The organism is Veillonella criceti (assembly GCF_900460315.1).
GTDB lineage: Bacteria > Bacillota > Negativicutes > Veillonellales > Veillonellaceae > Veillonella_A > Veillonella_A criceti.
In genome coordinates this window covers 1,895,459-1,912,707 of the sequence record NZ_UHIO01000001.1, presented here as the reverse complement: position 1 = coordinate 1,912,707, position 17,249 = coordinate 1,895,459, and the positions used below count along the sequence as shown (strand labels likewise).

Here is a 17,249-nt window from a genome sequence, read left to right as displayed (position 1 = left end):
GAAATATACTAACCACTAGCAATAATCCCTCAATTTAAAGAATTACGCGTAAAGCTATGACCAAATGATATATCCCCACTTTTTAGTACCCTTTTACTCTGTTAAAGTCTAGATACTCATAGACCCTCTAAATCCCCCCTCCTTATAAAGTCCTTCATGTTTCTACAAAAAAAGGGCGTTTTTTAACGCCCTAAACTTTTTAGCACTGCACTTCGCCTAACTTCATCAAAGAAAATTTCTTCCAAACAAAGGCCTTGCGCCGGTGCCGTTTTACCAATACAACGTCGATCACGACGAGCTAATAGCTCAGGAATTGACGCTGCTTCAATGCGCCCCAATCCTACATCCACAAGTAAGCCCGCAATATTTCGTACCATATGATATAAAAATCCATCGCCTACAACATGTATACGCAAAGTCTTCCCTTCAAAACGCGGTGTCACTGCAAAAATCGTTTTCACAGGATTAGCCGGTGTCGAATTAGCCCCTTGTAAGGTAGTAAAATCATGAGTACCTTCTAAAAGACAGGCCCCTTGTAAGATAGACTCATGACATAGAGGCTTTTTTACATGCCAATGATACCTCATGGTTAGAGGGTCTTCAATTATATCATTATGAATCGTATACACATATTCTTTACCTACTATATTCCATCGGGGCTTCCAATCTAATGGAATTTCCTCTGCCCCTCGAATTACAATATACGGCGGTAAATGTGCAATTAAAGCCCTTGTTAAATTTTCTACAGGAATCCGTCCTGTTGTAAAAAAGGTAACAACTTGAAACTGTGCATGTACCCCTGCATCCGTTCTTGACGCCCCATAGATAGAAATCGGTTCATTACAAACAAGGCTCAGTGCCGACTCTAAACAATCTTGCACGGTTATCCCATTTTGCTGGCTTTGATAGCCATTAAGTTCAGTGCCATCATAGGCAACAATTAAGCGAATATTACGTTGTACTAGCTCCAATAAAGGCTCCTTTCTACAACAATCATACAATTTCTATCCTGTAATAACCGTTTCTATCCTATAGCCAACACTTCTATCCTAGACGATCCCTATGACTAATTAGTTTATAGGGCTCGTCGCTATTCAAAAAGTAATCGGAAAAAAGCGCAATACTAATAAAACTACGGTTACCACTATAACGCCACTAATCCCTATATAGTCATATGACGTAATCGTTAATTCACGCATACGAGTTCGGTTATGACCACCACGATAACAACGTGCCTCCATAGCTACGGCCAATTCATCAGCTCTACGAAACGCACTAATAAATAAAGGAACTAATAAAGGAACCATATTTTTAGCGCGTTTAATAATACTCCCCGTTGTAAAATCTGCACCACGAGAGGCTTGTGCTTTCATAATGCGATCAGTTTCTTCCAATAAAGTAGGAATAAATCGCAAGGCTATGGTCATCATCATCGCCAATTCATGGGCAGGTACACCAATACGACGAAATGGATTTAATAAGTGTTCTATCCCATCAGTCAATCGAATTGGTGAAGTTGTATAAGTAAGTAGTGAAGAGAATATAATCAAAAAGACTAAACGAGCGGCCATAAAACTCCCCATACGTAAGCCTTCTTCACTAATATGCAAAAAGCCCATTTCCCAAACCATCGTTCCTGGGGTCGTAAAAATATGAATTGTCATGGTAAAAACAATAATAATCCACAAAGGCTTAATAGAATTCCACACAAGGCGCATCGGTAACCGAGATAAAGCTACTGTAAAAATAGTAAATACGCCAACAACAGCATACGCTAATGCTGTTTCAGCTAAAAATATAGCAACAATAAAGATCATAGTCGCTATAATTTTTGCTCGTGGATCCATACGATGTAAAAATGAATCTCCAGGGAAGTATTGGCCAATGGTAATATTACTTAACATGGTGTACCTCCTTTACGGCTACCTCAATAGCCTTAACAGCATCGTCAACAGAAATAACTTCTTGTGATACAGGCAATCCACGTTGCCGTAAATATTCAATTAATTTTGAAACCGGTGGTACATCAACACCTGCGGCTTGCAGTTTTTCCCGCTGATTCATAAAAATATCAAGTGGTTTTCCATCTAATTGAATCTGACCATCATCAATAACAATAAGGCGATTCGCCATACGCGAGATATCTTCCATATTATGTGACACAAGAACTACAGTAATGCCTTTTTTCTCGTGCAATTCCATAATTTTCTGAAAAATTTCTTCACGACCAAAAGGATCTAGCCCTGCTGAAGGTTCATCCAAAATCAAATAATCTGGATTTAACGCGACAACACCCGCAATGGCAACACGGCGCATCTGTCCTCCAGATAGCTGAAACGGTGAACGCTCTGCATACATTTCATAATCAAGTCCTACAAAGTCCATGGCCTCCCGCACGCGTTGTGCTACTTCAGTGTCACTAAACCCTAAATTTTTAGGTCCAAAGGCTATATCTTGAGCGATAGTTTCTTCAAAGAGTTGATGTTCAGGATATTGAAATACCATGCCTACTTTATGACGCATTAATTTAGCCTCTTCTGTTTTAAGTGCTGCATCAACACCATTAATGGTAACTCGCCCTGTCGAGGGATGCAATAATCCATTTAAATGCTGCACTAAAGTAGATTTGCCAGATCCCGTATGACCAATGATACCTACAAAATCACCTTCATTGATTGTTAAGTTAATACCTTTTAGGGCTTCTTTACGATATGGTGTATTTTCACCATATACATAGGAAACCGCTTCCAATTTTATTGGCATAATTGGTCCCCCAATTCTTCCTCTGTAATAATATCTGCTTGTAAGGGCATTCCGTGAGCCCTCAATTTAGAAGCCACCTCAGCCGCTACAGGTACATCTAACCCTAACTCTTTTAACATAGGTACCTGTGTGAAAATGTCTCGTGGTGTACCTTCGTGTAATAGTTTACCATTTTTCATCACAACTACACGATCAGATGTAACAGCTTCTTCCATAAAATGTGTAATATACACAATCGTAATGCCTTCTTCTTTATTTAATCGATGAACTGTTTCAAGCACTTCTTTACGACCTACAGGATCGAGCATAGCCGTTGGCTCATCTAGTACAATACAATCTGGTTTCATCGCCAATACTCCAGCAATAGCGATTCGTTGTTTTTGTCCACCGGAAAGCAAACCTGGTGAATGTAACGCATATTCTGTCATGTTAACACTCTTTAAAGCTTCTTTAACACGACGACGAATTTCCTCTGGTTCTATGCCCAAATTTTCAGGCCCAAAGGCTACATCTTCTTCAACTACAGCTGCCACAATTTGATTATCGGGATTTTGAAATACCATACCAACATGTTGACGAATATCCCATAGATGATCGGCCTCTTTAGTATCCATCCCCAGTACCTTAACCGTTCCTTTAGTAGGCGTCAATAGTACATTAAAATGCTTAGCTAATGTACTTTTACCACTTCCGTTAGTCCCTATAATACTAACAAATTCACCTTTGCGAATGGTAAGACTGACATCATCTAAAGCATAGACCACATTTCCAGATTCATCTTCATAAGTATGACTCATGTGATTGGTTTGTATCATAATGTCTTGTGCACTCATTATTTATCCTCAACTTAATGTTTACATAATTACTATATTGATAATATAAAAATAGAGGTCACATGTCAACCTAAACAAAAATAAAGGTTAACAATTTTATTTTGCTATCTTTGATCTATATTTTTATACGGTCAATACATAGACCTTACTAGCAAGGCTACCCTATCAGTATAACATAAAAAAGCGGTGTTGCTAACATCCGTTGCAACACCGACTTCCTAATTATTAAACGAGCTCAATAAGTGCTAATGGAGCCGCATCGCCTTTACGAAGGCCAAGCTTAATTACACGAGTGTAACCGCCCTGACGATCAGCATATTTTGGAGCAATTTCGTCAAACAATTTTTTAACTACATCTTCGTCCATAAGGTATGCAAGTACCTGACGACGAGCATGAAGATCACCACGTTTTGCAAGTGTGATCATCTGGTCAGCTAAACCACGAAGTTCTTTAGCTTTAGCTTCAGTCGTTTCAATACGATCATACTGGAAGAAAGATGTTAACATACCGCGGAATAATGCTTTACGAGCAGAGCTGTCACGGCCTAATTTTCTATACATTAGTCATCCTCCTTATTCGCCTTTTTTCTTCAAGTAAAATGGTCCTAACGGATGATTTTGAAGTTTTTCTTCAATTTCATCAATGGATTTTTTACCTAAATTACGTACCTTACCTAAATCGTCCATGCTCTTATCTAAAAGATCAGCAATTGTATTAATGCTTGCACGTTTTAAACAATTGTATGCACGAACAGACAATTCTAAATCATCGATAAGGATTTTTGATGGACCATCATCTGGTTCTTCTCCAGCTTGAGAAGACTCAAGAATAGTACCTTCAGTATCATCTACTCCAGGAACAATGAATTCCTCAGCAGAATGTGCTAATTTAGTGAAGTTCTTTAAGTAACCAATCATAATATTGGCAGAACGTGCTACAGCTTCAGCGGCAGTAATAGAACCATTGGTAACTACTTCGAGAGTCAGTTTATCAAAGTCCATTTCGTTGCCTACGCGCACATCACTTACTTCATATTTTGCTCGAAGAATAGGAGAGAAAATAGAGTCGATAGGAATACGACCGATTACATCATCATCCTTTTTATTCTTCGTGGATGGCACATACCCTTTACCACGTTCAATGCGCACATCCATTACTAGATGAGCTACCTCATCCATCGTAGCAATTACGAGGTCAGGATTTAAAATTTCTACCTCAGGTGGGAAATTTCGTCCAAATTCACCAGCAGTTAATACCCCTTCCTTTTGGATATCAATATGAAGATCCAAAGGAATTTGTGCTTCGCTATCTACACGAAGGCATAACTGTTTGAGGTTAAGAATAATATCCGTTACGTCCTCACGAATACCAGGAATGGTAGAAAATTCATGAAGCACTCCATCAATCTTAATGGAAGTAATGGCCGCTCCATCTAAAGATGAAAGCAGAATTCGACGTAAGCTATTACCGAGCGTAATCCCGTAGCCACGATCTAATGGTTCACAGACGAATTTACCATAACGACCGTCATCGCGTACTTCAACTTTCTCGATTTTTAATTTCTTTTCTTCGCTCATCAGGACAATCCTCCTATTAAACACGCCTTTCATCTATAGTATATCATAGCGACCGCTCCAAGCGATCGCTTAAACTATAAATTATACACGACGACGTTTTGGAGGACGGCAACCATTGTGAGGAATTGGAGTAACATCTTTAATGCTGTTAACTTCAAGACCTGCTGCTTGCAATGCACGGATTGCAGCTTCACGACCAGAGCCTGGACCTTTTACGAATACTTCAACCTGACGTAAGCCATGTTCCATTGCAGCTTTAGCCGCTTGTTCAGCAGCCATCTGAGCAGCAAATGGAGTGCTCTTACGGGAGCCACGGAATCCAAGACCACCAGCGGAGGCCCAGGAAAGGGCATTACCGTTTGTATCAGTAATTGTTACGATAGTGTTATTAAATGTGGAGCGAATATGAGCCGCACCAGATTCAACGTGTTTCTTTTCTTTTCTTTTGCTTCTTACTACCTTTTTAGCCACGCTTTATCCCTCCTTTATTATTTCTTCTTCCCAGCAATTGCTTTTCTAGGACCTTTACGAGTACGAGCATTTGTCTTAGTGCGTTGACCGCGCAAAGGCAAGCCTGCACGATGACGTTTCCCGCGATAGGAGTTGATTTCAATTAAGCGCTTAATGTTAAGTGCTTCTTCACGACGAAGGTCACCTTCAACCTTGTACTCTTCGTCAAGAAGAGCACGGATTTTCGCAACTTCATCTTCAGTAAGGTCACGAACGCGAGTATCTGGATTGATACCTGTTTTTTCCAAAATTTCTTTGGACAAAGTAAGTCCGATACCATAAATATAAGTCAAACCAATTTCCACACGTTTGTCACGTGGTAAATCTACACCGGCTATACGTGCCATCTATTCATCCACCTCCTATCAATTATCCTTGTTTTTGTTTATGTTTTGGGTTTTCGCAAATTACCATTACACGGCCTTTACGTTTAATGATTTTGCATTTTTCGCATATCTTTTTAACTGATGGTCTAACCTTCATAAGTACCTCCTTTGTGTCGCTGCCGCTTACTATTTAAAACGGTAGGTAATACGACCACGATTTAAGTCATATGGTGTCAGTTCCATAGTAACTTTATCACCGGGAAGGATACGAATAAAATTCATACGCATTTTGCCTGACACATGAGCAAGTACCACATGACCATTTTCAAGTTCTACCTGAAACATGGCATTTGGTAAAGCTTCAACGACCGTACCTTCCACTTCAATAACGTCTTCTTTTGACATATCATTTCCTCCGGCTACTGGTTATTTTATCAACCTGGGTTCATCACGCATGGTCAAAATTTCAGGGCCGTTTTCAGTAACAACCACTGTATGTTCAAAGTGAGCCGCTGGTTTGCCATCACGTGTGACAGCTGTCCAGTCATCACCGAGAACCTGCACTTCGTAAGTACCCATAGTAATCATTGGCTCAATACAAAGCACCATACCCGGCTTTAAAAGAGGGCCATGCCCAGCCGGACCGTAATTTGGAATTTGTGGATCTTCATGCATTTCACGGCCAAGACCATGACCTACAAAATCACGTACCACTCCAAATCCGAATTTTTCACAATACGTCTGAACAGCGTGAGAAATATCACCCACTCTGTTCCCGACAACAGCCTGTTCAATTCCTTTAAACAAGCTTTCTTCTGTCACTTTGAGAAGTTTCATAACCTGAGGTTTGACCTTCCCAATAGGAATGGTTACACAGGAATCCCCATGATACCCATTAACTGAGGATACAAGGTCGATACTAATAATATCGCCATTTTTCAGTTTGCGATGAGCATTGGGAATACCATGTACCACTTCATCATTGATAGAAGCGCAAATTGTTGCAGGATACCCATAGTAACCTTTGCAGCTAGGTTCTCCACCGTGGCTGCGAATATATTCTTCGGCAAATTGATCTAATTCTAAGGTGCTAACACCTGGTTTAGCTACTGCAATAAGCTGTTGCAATGTTTCAACAGTTAGCTTACATGCCTGACGGATATACTCAATTTCATGTTCCGATTTCAAAATAATCATTGATTATTTCTCCAACGCTTTAATGATATCTGTAAATACTGTATCCACATCCTGTAATCCGTTGATTTCTACATATAAACCACTGTTACGATAGTAATCAATCAAAGGCTTTGTAGATTCGTCGTATACAGCAAGACGTTTCTGTACTGTTTCCGGTTTATCATCGTCACGATTTTCAAGACGTGCTCGTTCGCTGATGCGTCGAACTAATTCATCATTTGGAACATTAAGGTTCACAACGGCATCAAGAACAATTCCCATTTCTTTTAATATAGCATCTAATGATACTGCTTGGGCGGTTGTACGTGGGAAGCCATCAAGGATGAAGCCATTTTTGCAATCATCTTTAGCAAGGCGTTCACGTACAATTCCTACCGTAACACTATCCGGTACGAGCTGACCAGCATCCATGTATTTCTTAGCCTCAAGACCAAGAGGGGTACATTCCTTAACCGCAGCGCGGAACATATCACCGGTTGAAATCTGAGGAATACCATATTTATCAATTAAACGAGTTGCCTGCGTGCCTTTACCTGCACCGGGAGGTCCCATTAACAAAATATACATAGCAATTTTCCTCCTATTTAACAAAGCCCTTGTAGTGGCGAGTTAATACTAATGATTCAACTTGTTGCATTGTATCTAATGCAACGCCCACTACGATAAGAAGAGCTGTACCACCAAAATACACACCTTCAATACCAGTTATACCACCAATAAAGTTTGGTAAAATGGCAACTAATGCTAAGAACATAGCACCAGCAAAGGTAATGCGTGTCATTACGCGATCTACATAATCAGCAGTAGGTTTACCTGGGCGAATGCCTGGGATAAATCCACCGTATTTTTTCATATTATCTGCCATATCCGTAATGTTTATTGAGATCGCTGTATAGAAGTAAGTAAATATGAAAATCAATACAGCGTATAAAACTGTCTGCAATGGCGTTCCCCATGTAAAGTAGTTAGCTAGTGTTCTCACCCAGTCAACCTGCACAAACTGAGCTAACGTCACAGGAAACATCAAAACGGATGACGCAAAGATAATTGGAATAACACCTGCCTGGTTGACCTTAAGAGGAAGGAAGGTTGAATGGCCACCGTACATTTTACGACCAACTACGCGTTTTGCATATTGAATCGGAATACGACGTTGACCTTGAGTTACTGCAATTACAAAGACAATCATAGCAACTGCAATAATAGCAAATAATATAGCTTGGAAAATATTAATTGTTCCTACTTGTAGGTATTCATAAATTGTGCTAAACCCTGAAGGGAAGCGTGCTACGATACCAGCAAAAATGATAAGAGAAATACCATTACCAATGCCATATGCTGTAATTTGTTCACCAATCCACATGAGAAGACATGTTCCCGCTGTAAGAATGATAGCAATTACGATTACCGATAAGAAACTGTTGTCAATTAATGCACTATTGGCACGCAACGCATAGGCCATGCCGAAGGCTTGAACAAAACCAAGCACAACCGTACCATATCGCGTTACTTTGGCAATTTTCTTACGACCATCTTCACCATCTTTACTCCACTGTTCAAAGGTCGGAATAACAGCTGTTAAAAGCTGCATAATAATGGACGCATTGATGTATGGTGTAATACTCATGGCAAAAATGGAAAACTTACTTAATGCACCACCAGCGAATAAGTCGAGTAAACCGAACAAACCGCCAGAGGTAAATAAGCTTTCAATAACAGAGGCATCTACGCCAGGAACTGGGATGTGAACGCCTGCCCTGAACACGATAAACATGAGTAACGTATACGCCACTTTGTTACGGAGCTCTGTTATTTTAAAGATGTTAGAGAGGCCTTCTAGCACCCTAGATCACCTCTACTTTTCCGCCTGCTGCTACAATCTTTTCTTCGGCAGTTTTAGTAAAACCGTTAGCAATAACTGTTAATTTCTTTTCTAACGTGCCATTACCTAGGATACGGATACCGTCACGAACGTTTTTCAAAATGCCTACTTCGATAAGAGCTACTGGATCAACGGTAGCACCGTCTTCGAAACGGTTAAGTTGGGAAATATTAACTTCCGCATATTCTTTAGCGAACACATTTTTGAAACCACGTTTTGGTAAACGGCGATAAAGAGGCATCTGGCCACCTTCGAAGCCAGAACGTACGCCACCACCACTACGGGAGTTTTGACCTTTCTGACCACGGCCAGAGGTTTTACCAAGACCGGAACCAAGACCGCGACCACGACGAGTGCGTGTCTTTTTAGAACCTGCTGCTGGAGCTAATTCATGAAGTTTCATTCAGTGCACCTCCTTATCTATATTATACTTCTTCTACAGTAACTAAATGTCTAACTTTGTGAAGCATACCCTGAATTTGAGGTGTAACTTCTTTAACTACCTGAGAGTTAGTTTTCTTTAAGCCAAGAGCTTTTACAGTTGCGCGCTGATCTTCAGGGCGACCGATTAAGCTTCTGGTCAATGTAATTTTTACCTGTGCCATTACAGTCAATCCCCCTTATTAGCCATAAATCTCAGCTACAGTTTTGCCACGAAGAGCTGCTACGTCTTCGGCACGTTTCAACTGTGCTAAGCCTTCAATTGTTGCGCGAACCATGTTGTTAGGATTAGAAGAACCAATGGATTTCGTAAGAATGTTACGAACACCAACTAATTCCAATACGGCACGCACTGGGCCACCTGCGATAACCCCAGTACCTTCTGCAGCTGGTTTCAAGAATACGCGGCCTGCACCGAACGTACCTGTAACACTGTGAGGAATAGTACCGTTTTTAATAACAACATGAATAAGATTTTTCTTAGCATCATCAATGCCTTTGCGGATTGCTTCTGGCACTTCTGCCGCTTTACCTAAGCCAACGCCTACGTGACCGTTGCCATCACCAACAACAACTAAAGCGCTGAAGGAAAAACGACGACCGCCTTTTACTACTTTGGCTACGCGGTTGATGAATACTACTCTTTCTTTAAGATCAAGACTGGTGTAGTCAATTCTCGCCATGTCTAAAGTTCCTCCTTCTTAGAATTTCAAGCCTGCTTCACGAGCGCCTTCTGCAAGGGCTGCGACACGACCATGATAAATGTAACCACCGCGATCGAATACTACTGTTTCGATACCTTTTTCGATAGCACGTTTAGCAACTAATTCACCAACAGCTTTAGCTGCGGCCACATTGCCACCATAGTTCAAGTTTAATTCTTTATCTAATGAGCTAGCTGCTACTAAAGTTGTACCAGCTACGTCATCAATAACCTGAGCGTAAATGTTGCTAAGGCTACGGAATACGTTCAAACGTGGAGTTTGCGCCGTACCAGAAATGTGACGACGAATACGAAGATGACGTTTTGCTCGAGCAATATTTCTTGTGGATTTACGAGCCAAGATGTTCACTCCTTTCTAAATTCTACTGATATTATTTGCCTTTAGCGCCAGCTTTACCAGCTTTACGACGAACTACTTCGCCTTCGTAACGGATACCTTTACCTTTGTAAGGTTCTGGTTCTCTCCATTTACGAATATTAGCAGCTACAGCACCAACCACTTCTTTGTCCGCACCACTAACAATGATTTTGTTAGGAGCTGGAACATCGATGGTAATACCAGCAGGAGCTTCCATTTCTACTGGATGAGAGAAGCCAAGAGTAAGAACTAATTTATTACCTTGTTTTGCTGCTCTGTAACCAACACCGTTGATTTCCAATGTTTTTGCAAAGCCATCATGAACGCCTGTTACCAAGTTAGCAACAAGAGCGCGAGTGAGGCCATGTAAAGAACGATGCGCTTTATCTTCGCTCGGACGAGCTACTGTGATTGTGTTACCTTCCACAGTAATAATCATATCCGGATGCAATTCACGAGATAATTCACCTTTTGGTCCTTTTACAGTCATTACATGATTTTCGTAATTTACTGTAACGCCAGCAGGGATCTCGATAGGCATTCTACCGATACGTGACATTATTTCTACCTCCTATTGCCTGATTACCATACGTATGCAAGTACTTCGCCACCAAGGCCTTCTTTACGAGCTTGTTTATCACTCATTACACCTTTAGATGTAGAAATAACTGCAATACCTAAACCACCTAGTACGCGAGGGAGTTCTTCCTTCTTCGCATAAACACGTAAACCTGGTTTGGAAATACGTTTAATTCCAGTAATTACTTTTTCATTATTGGAACCATATTTTAACGTTACTTTTAAAACTGTATGTTTGCCGCTTTCAACGGTTTCAACGCTCTTTACAAATCCTTCTTCTTTAAGGATTTCTAGAACGGCAGCCTTCATGCGAGAAACAGGAATTTCAACTGTTTCATGAAGAGCAGCATTTGCATTACGGATGCGCGTAAGCATATCCGCAATCGGATCGGTCATTACCATATTCTAAAAACCTCCTCCCGTAATCCAATTACCAACTGGCTTTTTTAACGCCAGGAATCTGTCCTTTGTATGCAAGTTCACGGAACGCAATACGGCTAATACCGAATTTACGCATGTAGCCATGAGGGCGACCGGTCAAGTTGCAACGATTATGTAAACGAGTTGGGGAAGCATTTGCTGGCAATTGAGCCAATGCTTCGTAGTCGCCAGCAGCTTTTAAAGCTTCACGCTTAGCAGCATATTTAGCAACAATCTTTGCACGTTTCTTTTCGCGTTCAATCATAGATTTTTTAGCCATCTATAAGTTCCTCCTAATTATTTTTCAAACGGCATGCCACAAAGAGCCAATAACTCACGAGCTTCTTCATCAGTTTTTGCACTTGTAACTACGATGATATCCATACCAGTTACACGTTCTACCTGATCATATTCAATTTCAGGGAAGATGAGCTGTTCTTTAAGACCCAATGCATAGTTACCACGGCCATCAAAAGCCTTAGCACTTACGCCGCGGAAGTCACGTACACGTGGCAAAGCTACGTTGATCAATTTATCCAAGAACTCATACATGCGTTCGCCGCGAAGAGTTACTTTAGTACCTAAAGACATACCTTCACGAACTTTAAAGTTAGCAATGGATTTCTTAGCTTTAGTGATAACTGGTTTTTGACCAGCAATGATAGTGAGGTCGTTAACAGCAGCTTCTAATGCTTTAGCATTACCTACTGCATCGCCAACACCAATATTGATAACGACTTTTTCCAATTTAGGAATTTCCATAACGTTTTTGTATTGGAATTTTTCCTGTAAAGCCTGACGAATTTCACTAGTATATTTTTCGTTTAAACGAGACATTAGTTAAAAGCCCTCCTTTCCCTATTATTTATCGAGTATTGCACCACTTTTAACAGTAGCACGTACAAATTTACCATTTTGTTCTACTTTTTTAATACGAGTAGGCTGTTTAGTTTCAGGATCAAGTACCATTACATTGGAAACATGGATAGGAGCTTCCTTAGTGATGATACCGCCCTGAGGGTTAGCCTGGCTTGGTTTCGTATGACGTTTAACAAGGTTAACGCCTTTTACGAACACGCGCGATTTCTTAGGCTCAGTTGCAATAACTTCACCTTGTTTGCCTTTATCTCGCCCGGAGATAACAACAACAGTATCGCCTTTTTTTACTAGAAGTTTAGTTTGGGACATCGTCGCGTTCCTCCTTCTTATAAAACTTCTGGAGCAAGAGAGATAATCTTCATGAAATCTTTTTCACGAAGCTCACGAGCTACAGGTCCAAAAATACGAGTGCCACGTGGGCTCTTGTCATCTTTAATTACTACTGCTGCATTTTCGTCGAAACGAATATAAGAACCGTCCTGACGACGGATACCTTTTTTAGAACGAACAATTACGGCTTTAACTACGTCGCCTTTCTTGACAACGCCACCGGGTGATGCATCTTTTACAGAAGCAACGATTACGTCACCGATATTGCCGAATTTGCGATAAGAACCGCCCAAAACTTGAATACACATAATACGTTTTGCGCCAGTGTTATCGGCAACATTCAAAATTGTTTGTTGCTGGATCATCGTGTTTCCTCCTTACATCACGTATTATTTTACTTTTTCAATAATTTCAACCAATCTCCAATGTTTATCTTTGGAAAGTGGACGAGTTTCTACAATTTTAACTGTATCGCCAATTTGGCACTCATTATTTTCATCATGAGCTTTGAAGCGTTTGCTTGTTACCATTGGCTTATTATATAATGCGTGCGGCACTTTACGTTCAACAGACACAACGATGGTTTTGTCCATCTTGTTACTTACAACTTTGCCCACACGTACTTTACGTACATTTCTTTCTTCTGCCACGACCATTAGCCTCCTTTTCAATCCAAACAAAATTTGTTATTATGCGTTTTCTTTAAGAGCAGCTTCACGCTGAATTGTTTTAATACGCGCAATAGTTTTCTTAACTTCACGAATACGCATTGGATTTTCTAATTGACCAGTTGCGAGCTGAAAACGGAGGTTAAACAACTCTTCTTTAAGGCCGGAAACTTTTTGTTCCATTTCGGCAGCGCTCATGTTACGGATGTCATTAACCTTCATTTACGTCACCACCCAATTCTTTACCCTTAACAACGAACTTAGTTTTGATTGGAAGTTTATGACCTGCCAATCGCATAGCTTCACGAGCTACTTCTTCAGATACGCCGTCCATTTCGAACATTACGCGACCTGGTTTTACTACTGCTACCCAATATTCTGGGGACCCTTTACCGGAACCCATACGAGTACCAGCTGGTTTAGCAGTGATTGGTTTGTCTGGGAAAATTTTAATCCAAACTTTACCACCACGTTTGATATAACGAGTCATAGCAATACGAGCAGCTTCGATCTGACGGTTTGTGATCCAAGATGGCTCTAATGCTACTAAACCGAATTCACCGTGAGCAACTTTGTTACCACGCATTGCGCGACCTTTCATACGACCGCGGAATTGTTTACGATGTTTTACGCGCTTTGGAATAAGCATTAGTTGTCACCTTCTTCCTTTTTAGCAGGTGCCTGTTTTGCCTCTGGCAATACTTCACCTTTGTAGATCCATACTTTGATGCCGATACAACCATATGTTGTATGAGCTTCAGCAGTACCATAGTCGATGTTTGCACGAAGCGTATGCAATGGGATACTACCTTCACGGTAAGATTCGCTACGAGCGATTTCAGCGCCGCCTAAACGACCACTAACCATGATTTTAATACCTTTTGCCCCTAAGCGCATTGTGCGACCTACGGCTTGTTTCATAGCACGGCGGAAACCAATACGGCGTTCCAACTGGCTAGCAATATTTTCAGCAACTAATACGGAATCCATATCAGCTTGTTTAATTTCAGCAATGTTTACATCGATTTGTTTATCTGTGAAACGTTTTAACGCTTTACGGATATCTTCGATACCAGCACCACCACGACCGATAACCATACCTGGTTTTGCAGTGTGGATAGTCAATTTAATACGTTTATTAATACGCTCAATTTCAATGCGGGAAATACCAGCAATGAAAAGGGTTTTCTTCAAGAAGTTACGAATTAAAACGTCTTCGTGAAGATTTGCAGCGTAATCTTTATCAGCATACCATTTTGCGTCCCAATCTTTTACGATACCAACACGCAAACCATGGGGATTAACTTTCTGACCCACTATATTCCCTCCTTCTATTAAGCTCTTTCAGAAACTACTACAGTTACGTGGCTAGAACGTTTCAAAATTTTGAAAGCCTGTCCACGGGAACGAGGATGAATGCGTTTCATTGTTGGACCCTGATCAACAAAGATACCGGATACATAAAGATTGTCAACATTCATATCAAAATTGTGTTCTGCATTAGCGATTGCGGAACGCAATACTTTTTCTACTACATCAGCGCCAACTTTCGGAGTGAACTTCAAGATGGCAAATGCTTCGCCGATATTCTTGCCACGAACTAAGTCAGCAACAATACGGATTTTACGAGGCGCGATGCGCACGTGTTTAGCGATTGCTTTTGCTTCCATTATCTAATTCCTCCTATATTATTTCTTACCAGTTGTTTTTTCGTTCTTAATGTGACCTTTGAAGGTACGAGTTGGAGCGAATTCGCCTAGTTTATGACCTACCATATCCTCTGTAATAAATACAGGTACATGTTTGCGACCATCATGCACAGCAATTGTATGGCCTACAAAGTTAGGAATAATAGTAGAGGCACGAGACCAGGTTTTTACAACTTTCTTATCATTTGTTTCGTTTAAGGCATCAATTTTCTTCACAAGCGAAGCTGCGACGAAAGGGCCTTTTTTTATAGATCTGGACACTGTCTTATCTCCTTCCTGTTATCCTATTTTGTACGACGTTTAACAATTAAGCTGCTAGAAGCTTTTTTCTTGTCGCGAGTTTTAACACCATGTGCAGGTTTACCCCAAGGTGTAACTGGATGTTTACGACCAACTGGAGACTTACCTTCACCACCACCGTGTGGATGGTCACAAGGGTTCATTACAACACCACGGTTGCCTGGACGAACGCCCATCCAACGATGGCGACCAGCTTTACCGATTGTGATGTTTTCATGATCGATGTTACCAACAACACCTACTGTTGCACGGCAGTTAATATGCACACGACGAAGCTCACCGGATGGTAAACGAAGTAATGCATAGGAACCTTCTTTAGCCATAAGCTGTGCGGATGTACCAGCAGAGCGAACAATCTGACCACCTTTACCAATTTTCATTTCAATGTTGTGTACTTGAGTACCCAATGGAATGTTAAGTAATGGTAAGCAGTTGCCTGGCTTAATGTCGGATTCAGGACCGCTATATACAGTGTCGCCCACTTTCAAGCCATGTGGAGCAAGAATGTAGCGTTTTTCACCATCTGCATAGTTAAGTAACGCGATACGAGCACTACGGTTAGGATCGTATTCAATAGAAGCTACTTTTGCAGGAATATTATCTTTAGTACGTTTGAAGTCAATAATACGGTACTGACGCTTGTGACCGCCACCTTGGTGACGTACAGTCATTTTACCGGTGTTATTACGACCGCCTGTCTGAGAAACCTTAGCGAGCAAAGATTTTTCTGGTTTGCTTGCAGTGATTTCAGTGAAGGCAGATACTGTCATAAACCGACGACCAGCGGAGTACGGTTTGAATGATTTAATTGCCATTATGGGGCCTCCTTACTAGACTATCTTAAACACCTTCAAAGAATTCAATGGATTCGCCAGCCTTTAAAGTTACGATAGCTTTTTTGTAATCGCTACGTTTACCTTGTGTACGGCCCATGCGTTTTACTTTACCAAGAACTCGAATGGTAGCAACTTTTTCTACCTGAACGTTGAAGATTTTTTCTACAGCTTGACGAATCTGCACTTTGTTAGCAGTCAAAGGCACACGGAAAGTGTATTTGCCTTCTTCCATAAGCAATGTAGTTTTTTCAGTAATAATCGGACGAATAAGAACATCGCGTAATTCCATTATGCGAGCACCTCCTCAATCTTTGCTACGGCACCTTCGGTAATGAAGAGCTTATCGTAGTGGAGAAGATCGAAAATGTTCATGCCTTCACATGCCAAAGCTTTAACGCCTTGAATGTTACGAGCAGAACGTTCTACATTAATATCACCTTCAGTGATAAATAATACTTTAGCATCACCTACGTTGAAATTATTAAGAAGATTTAATACTTCTTTAGTTTTAGGAGCTGCTAAGGTTAATTCGTCCAATACGATTAATTCGTTGTTGTTTACTTTATCGCTAAGCGCAGATTTAACTGCAAGACGTCTAGCTTTACGAGGCATTGCCTTGTAGTAGCTACGAGGTTGTGGACCAAATACGGTACCACCACCAACCCATAATGGGCTACGAGTGGAGCCTACACGAGCACGGCCAGTCCCTTTTTGTTTCCAAGGTTTACGACCACCGCCACGAACAAGACCTCTCGTTTTAGTTGCGTGAGTGCCAAGACGTTCGTTAGATAACTGACGAACTACGGCTTGATGCATAACAGCTTCATTAACTTCCACTGCAAACACTGCATCATTTAACTGTATTTCACCGACTTTAGCGCCGGACATATTGTATTTTGTTACTGTTGGCATTAGA

The 17,249-nt window shown here is 40.9% G+C and carries 32 protein-coding genes; all 32 read right to left on the bottom strand.

Annotated elements, in window-relative coordinates:
* Nucleotides 1–182 precede the first annotated feature (182 nt).
* The 32 genes from truA to rplD all read right to left on the bottom strand — a co-directional run bounded on the left by truA (nucleotide 183) and on the right by rplD (nucleotide 17,245).
* Nucleotides 183–971 carry a tRNA pseudouridine(38-40) synthase TruA gene (gene truA / locus DYE54_RS08565; RefSeq protein WP_115310826.1) on the bottom strand — a complete coding sequence of 263 codons (789 nt, stop codon included), beginning with the start codon at nucleotides 969–971 and terminating at the stop codon, nucleotides 183–185.
* A 123-nt stretch (nucleotides 972–1,094) separates the two neighbouring features.
* Nucleotides 1,095–1,904, bottom strand: coding sequence for an energy-coupling factor transporter transmembrane component T family protein (locus DYE54_RS08560; RefSeq protein ID WP_115310825.1), 810 nt, complete (start codon nucleotides 1,902–1,904; stop codon nucleotides 1,095–1,097).
* Nucleotides 1,894–2,763 carry an energy-coupling factor transporter ATPase gene (locus tag DYE54_RS08555; protein WP_115310824.1) on the bottom strand — a complete coding sequence of 290 codons (870 nt, stop codon included), beginning with the start codon at nucleotides 2,761–2,763 and terminating at the stop codon, nucleotides 1,894–1,896. Before DYE54_RS08555 ends, DYE54_RS08560 begins: the two co-directional genes overlap by 11 nt.
* On the bottom strand, nucleotides 2,754–3,596 hold the full coding sequence (locus DYE54_RS08550) for an energy-coupling factor transporter ATPase (RefSeq protein ID WP_115310823.1): 843 nt from the start codon (nucleotides 3,594–3,596) through the stop codon (nucleotides 2,754–2,756). The genes DYE54_RS08555 and DYE54_RS08550 overlap by 10 nt, the downstream gene beginning before the upstream one ends.
* A gap of 225 nt (nucleotides 3,597–3,821) precedes the next feature.
* Nucleotides 3,822–4,157: a 50S ribosomal protein L17 gene (gene rplQ, locus DYE54_RS08545; protein ID WP_006555680.1), complete on the bottom strand. Its 336-nt coding sequence runs from the start codon at nucleotides 4,155–4,157 to the stop codon at nucleotides 3,822–3,824.
* 12 nt (nucleotides 4,158–4,169) lie between these two features.
* On the bottom strand, nucleotides 4,170–5,174 hold the full coding sequence (locus DYE54_RS08540) for a DNA-directed RNA polymerase subunit alpha (RefSeq protein ID WP_115310822.1): 1,005 nt from the start codon (nucleotides 5,172–5,174) through the stop codon (nucleotides 4,170–4,172).
* An 81-nt stretch (nucleotides 5,175–5,255) separates the two neighbouring features.
* Nucleotides 5,256–5,645 carry a 30S ribosomal protein S11 gene (rpsK, locus tag DYE54_RS08535; protein WP_115310821.1) on the bottom strand — a complete coding sequence of 130 codons (390 nt, stop codon included), beginning with the start codon at nucleotides 5,643–5,645 and terminating at the stop codon, nucleotides 5,256–5,258.
* Nucleotides 5,646–5,662: 17 nt separating this feature from the next.
* Complete coding sequence (gene rpsM / locus DYE54_RS08530; RefSeq protein ID WP_115310820.1) at nucleotides 5,663–6,031, bottom strand: 30S ribosomal protein S13; 369 nt, start codon at nucleotides 6,029–6,031, stop codon at nucleotides 5,663–5,665.
* A gap of 22 nt (nucleotides 6,032–6,053) precedes the next feature.
* Entirely contained in the window at nucleotides 6,054–6,167 is a 114-nt protein-coding gene (gene rpmJ, locus DYE54_RS08525) for a 50S ribosomal protein L36 (RefSeq protein ID WP_006555676.1), read from the bottom strand.
* Between the two features lie 29 nt (nucleotides 6,168–6,196).
* Nucleotides 6,197–6,415, bottom strand: a complete 219-nt coding sequence (infA, locus tag DYE54_RS08520; protein WP_005377071.1) for a translation initiation factor IF-1 — start codon at nucleotides 6,413–6,415, stop codon at nucleotides 6,197–6,199.
* Nucleotides 6,416–6,436: 21 nt separating this feature from the next.
* Nucleotides 6,437–7,207, bottom strand: a complete 771-nt coding sequence (gene map / locus DYE54_RS08515) for a type I methionyl aminopeptidase (protein WP_115310819.1) — start codon at nucleotides 7,205–7,207, stop codon at nucleotides 6,437–6,439.
* 3 nt (nucleotides 7,208–7,210) lie between these two features.
* The gene (locus DYE54_RS08510) at nucleotides 7,211–7,774 is read right to left on the bottom strand and encodes an adenylate kinase (RefSeq protein ID WP_115310818.1); all 564 of its coding nucleotides are present in this window, start codon (nucleotides 7,772–7,774) and stop codon (nucleotides 7,211–7,213) included.
* Between the two features lie 13 nt (nucleotides 7,775–7,787).
* Entirely contained in the window at nucleotides 7,788–9,050 is a 1,263-nt protein-coding gene (gene secY, locus DYE54_RS08505) for a preprotein translocase subunit SecY (protein ID WP_115310817.1), read from the bottom strand.
* 1 nt (nucleotide 9,051) lies between these two features.
* Complete coding sequence (rplO, locus tag DYE54_RS08500) at nucleotides 9,052–9,492, bottom strand: 50S ribosomal protein L15 (RefSeq protein ID WP_115310816.1); 441 nt, start codon at nucleotides 9,490–9,492, stop codon at nucleotides 9,052–9,054.
* A gap of 22 nt (nucleotides 9,493–9,514) precedes the next feature.
* Nucleotides 9,515–9,694 carry a 50S ribosomal protein L30 gene (rpmD, locus tag DYE54_RS08495; RefSeq protein ID WP_006555671.1) on the bottom strand — a complete coding sequence of 60 codons (180 nt, stop codon included), beginning with the start codon at nucleotides 9,692–9,694 and terminating at the stop codon, nucleotides 9,515–9,517.
* A gap of 18 nt (nucleotides 9,695–9,712) precedes the next feature.
* Nucleotides 9,713–10,213 (bottom strand): 30S ribosomal protein S5, encoded by a 501-nt coding sequence (rpsE, locus tag DYE54_RS08490; protein ID WP_115310815.1) that lies wholly within the window; start codon nucleotides 10,211–10,213, stop codon nucleotides 9,713–9,715.
* A gap of 18 nt (nucleotides 10,214–10,231) precedes the next feature.
* Nucleotides 10,232–10,603, bottom strand: coding sequence for a 50S ribosomal protein L18 (gene rplR / locus DYE54_RS08485; protein ID WP_479694053.1), 372 nt, complete (start codon nucleotides 10,601–10,603; stop codon nucleotides 10,232–10,234).
* 22 nt (nucleotides 10,604–10,625) lie between these two features.
* A complete protein-coding gene (gene rplF / locus DYE54_RS08480) occupies nucleotides 10,626–11,171 on the bottom strand; it encodes a 50S ribosomal protein L6 (protein ID WP_115310813.1) in 546 nt (181 codons plus the stop codon).
* 23 nt (nucleotides 11,172–11,194) lie between these two features.
* A complete protein-coding gene (rpsH, locus tag DYE54_RS08475; protein WP_115310812.1) occupies nucleotides 11,195–11,593 on the bottom strand; it encodes a 30S ribosomal protein S8 in 399 nt (132 codons plus the stop codon).
* Between the two features lie 28 nt (nucleotides 11,594–11,621).
* Nucleotides 11,622–11,891, bottom strand: a complete 270-nt coding sequence (rpsN, locus tag DYE54_RS08470) for a 30S ribosomal protein S14 (RefSeq protein WP_006555666.1) — start codon at nucleotides 11,889–11,891, stop codon at nucleotides 11,622–11,624.
* A 17-nt stretch (nucleotides 11,892–11,908) separates the two neighbouring features.
* Entirely contained in the window at nucleotides 11,909–12,448 is a 540-nt protein-coding gene (rplE, locus tag DYE54_RS08465) for a 50S ribosomal protein L5 (protein WP_115310811.1), read from the bottom strand.
* 24 nt (nucleotides 12,449–12,472) lie between these two features.
* Nucleotides 12,473–12,799: a 50S ribosomal protein L24 gene (gene rplX, locus DYE54_RS08460; protein WP_115310810.1), complete on the bottom strand. Its 327-nt coding sequence runs from the start codon at nucleotides 12,797–12,799 to the stop codon at nucleotides 12,473–12,475.
* 17 nt (nucleotides 12,800–12,816) lie between these two features.
* Nucleotides 12,817–13,185: a 50S ribosomal protein L14 gene (gene rplN / locus DYE54_RS08455; protein WP_006555663.1), complete on the bottom strand. Its 369-nt coding sequence runs from the start codon at nucleotides 13,183–13,185 to the stop codon at nucleotides 12,817–12,819.
* A gap of 24 nt (nucleotides 13,186–13,209) precedes the next feature.
* On the bottom strand, nucleotides 13,210–13,470 hold the full coding sequence (gene rpsQ, locus DYE54_RS08450; RefSeq protein WP_277600414.1) for a 30S ribosomal protein S17: 261 nt from the start codon (nucleotides 13,468–13,470) through the stop codon (nucleotides 13,210–13,212).
* Between the two features lie 39 nt (nucleotides 13,471–13,509).
* Nucleotides 13,510–13,710 carry a 50S ribosomal protein L29 gene (gene rpmC / locus DYE54_RS08445; RefSeq protein WP_115310809.1) on the bottom strand — a complete coding sequence of 67 codons (201 nt, stop codon included), beginning with the start codon at nucleotides 13,708–13,710 and terminating at the stop codon, nucleotides 13,510–13,512.
* Complete coding sequence (rplP, locus tag DYE54_RS08440; protein ID WP_028254682.1) at nucleotides 13,700–14,137, bottom strand: 50S ribosomal protein L16; 438 nt, start codon at nucleotides 14,135–14,137, stop codon at nucleotides 13,700–13,702. The genes rpmC and rplP overlap by 11 nt, the downstream gene beginning before the upstream one ends.
* Nucleotides 14,137–14,805 carry a 30S ribosomal protein S3 gene (rpsC, locus tag DYE54_RS08435; protein ID WP_006555659.1) on the bottom strand — a complete coding sequence of 223 codons (669 nt, stop codon included), beginning with the start codon at nucleotides 14,803–14,805 and terminating at the stop codon, nucleotides 14,137–14,139. Before rpsC ends, rplP begins: the two co-directional genes overlap by 1 nt.
* Nucleotides 14,806–14,822: 17 nt before the next feature.
* Nucleotides 14,823–15,158 carry a 50S ribosomal protein L22 gene (rplV, locus tag DYE54_RS08430; RefSeq protein ID WP_115310808.1) on the bottom strand — a complete coding sequence of 112 codons (336 nt, stop codon included), beginning with the start codon at nucleotides 15,156–15,158 and terminating at the stop codon, nucleotides 14,823–14,825.
* Between the two features lie 18 nt (nucleotides 15,159–15,176).
* Nucleotides 15,177–15,458, bottom strand: coding sequence for a 30S ribosomal protein S19 (gene rpsS, locus DYE54_RS08425; protein WP_115310807.1), 282 nt, complete (start codon nucleotides 15,456–15,458; stop codon nucleotides 15,177–15,179).
* Nucleotides 15,459–15,481: 23 nt separating this feature from the next.
* The gene (gene rplB / locus DYE54_RS08420) at nucleotides 15,482–16,312 is read right to left on the bottom strand and encodes a 50S ribosomal protein L2 (protein ID WP_006555656.1); all 831 of its coding nucleotides are present in this window, start codon (nucleotides 16,310–16,312) and stop codon (nucleotides 15,482–15,484) included.
* Nucleotides 16,313–16,337: 25 nt separating this feature from the next.
* On the bottom strand, nucleotides 16,338–16,622 hold the full coding sequence (rplW, locus tag DYE54_RS08415; RefSeq protein WP_006555655.1) for a 50S ribosomal protein L23: 285 nt from the start codon (nucleotides 16,620–16,622) through the stop codon (nucleotides 16,338–16,340).
* Nucleotides 16,622–17,245: a 50S ribosomal protein L4 gene (gene rplD / locus DYE54_RS08410; protein WP_115310806.1), complete on the bottom strand. Its 624-nt coding sequence runs from the start codon at nucleotides 17,243–17,245 to the stop codon at nucleotides 16,622–16,624. The genes rplW and rplD overlap by 1 nt, the downstream gene beginning before the upstream one ends.
* Nucleotides 17,246–17,249 lie beyond the last annotated feature (4 nt).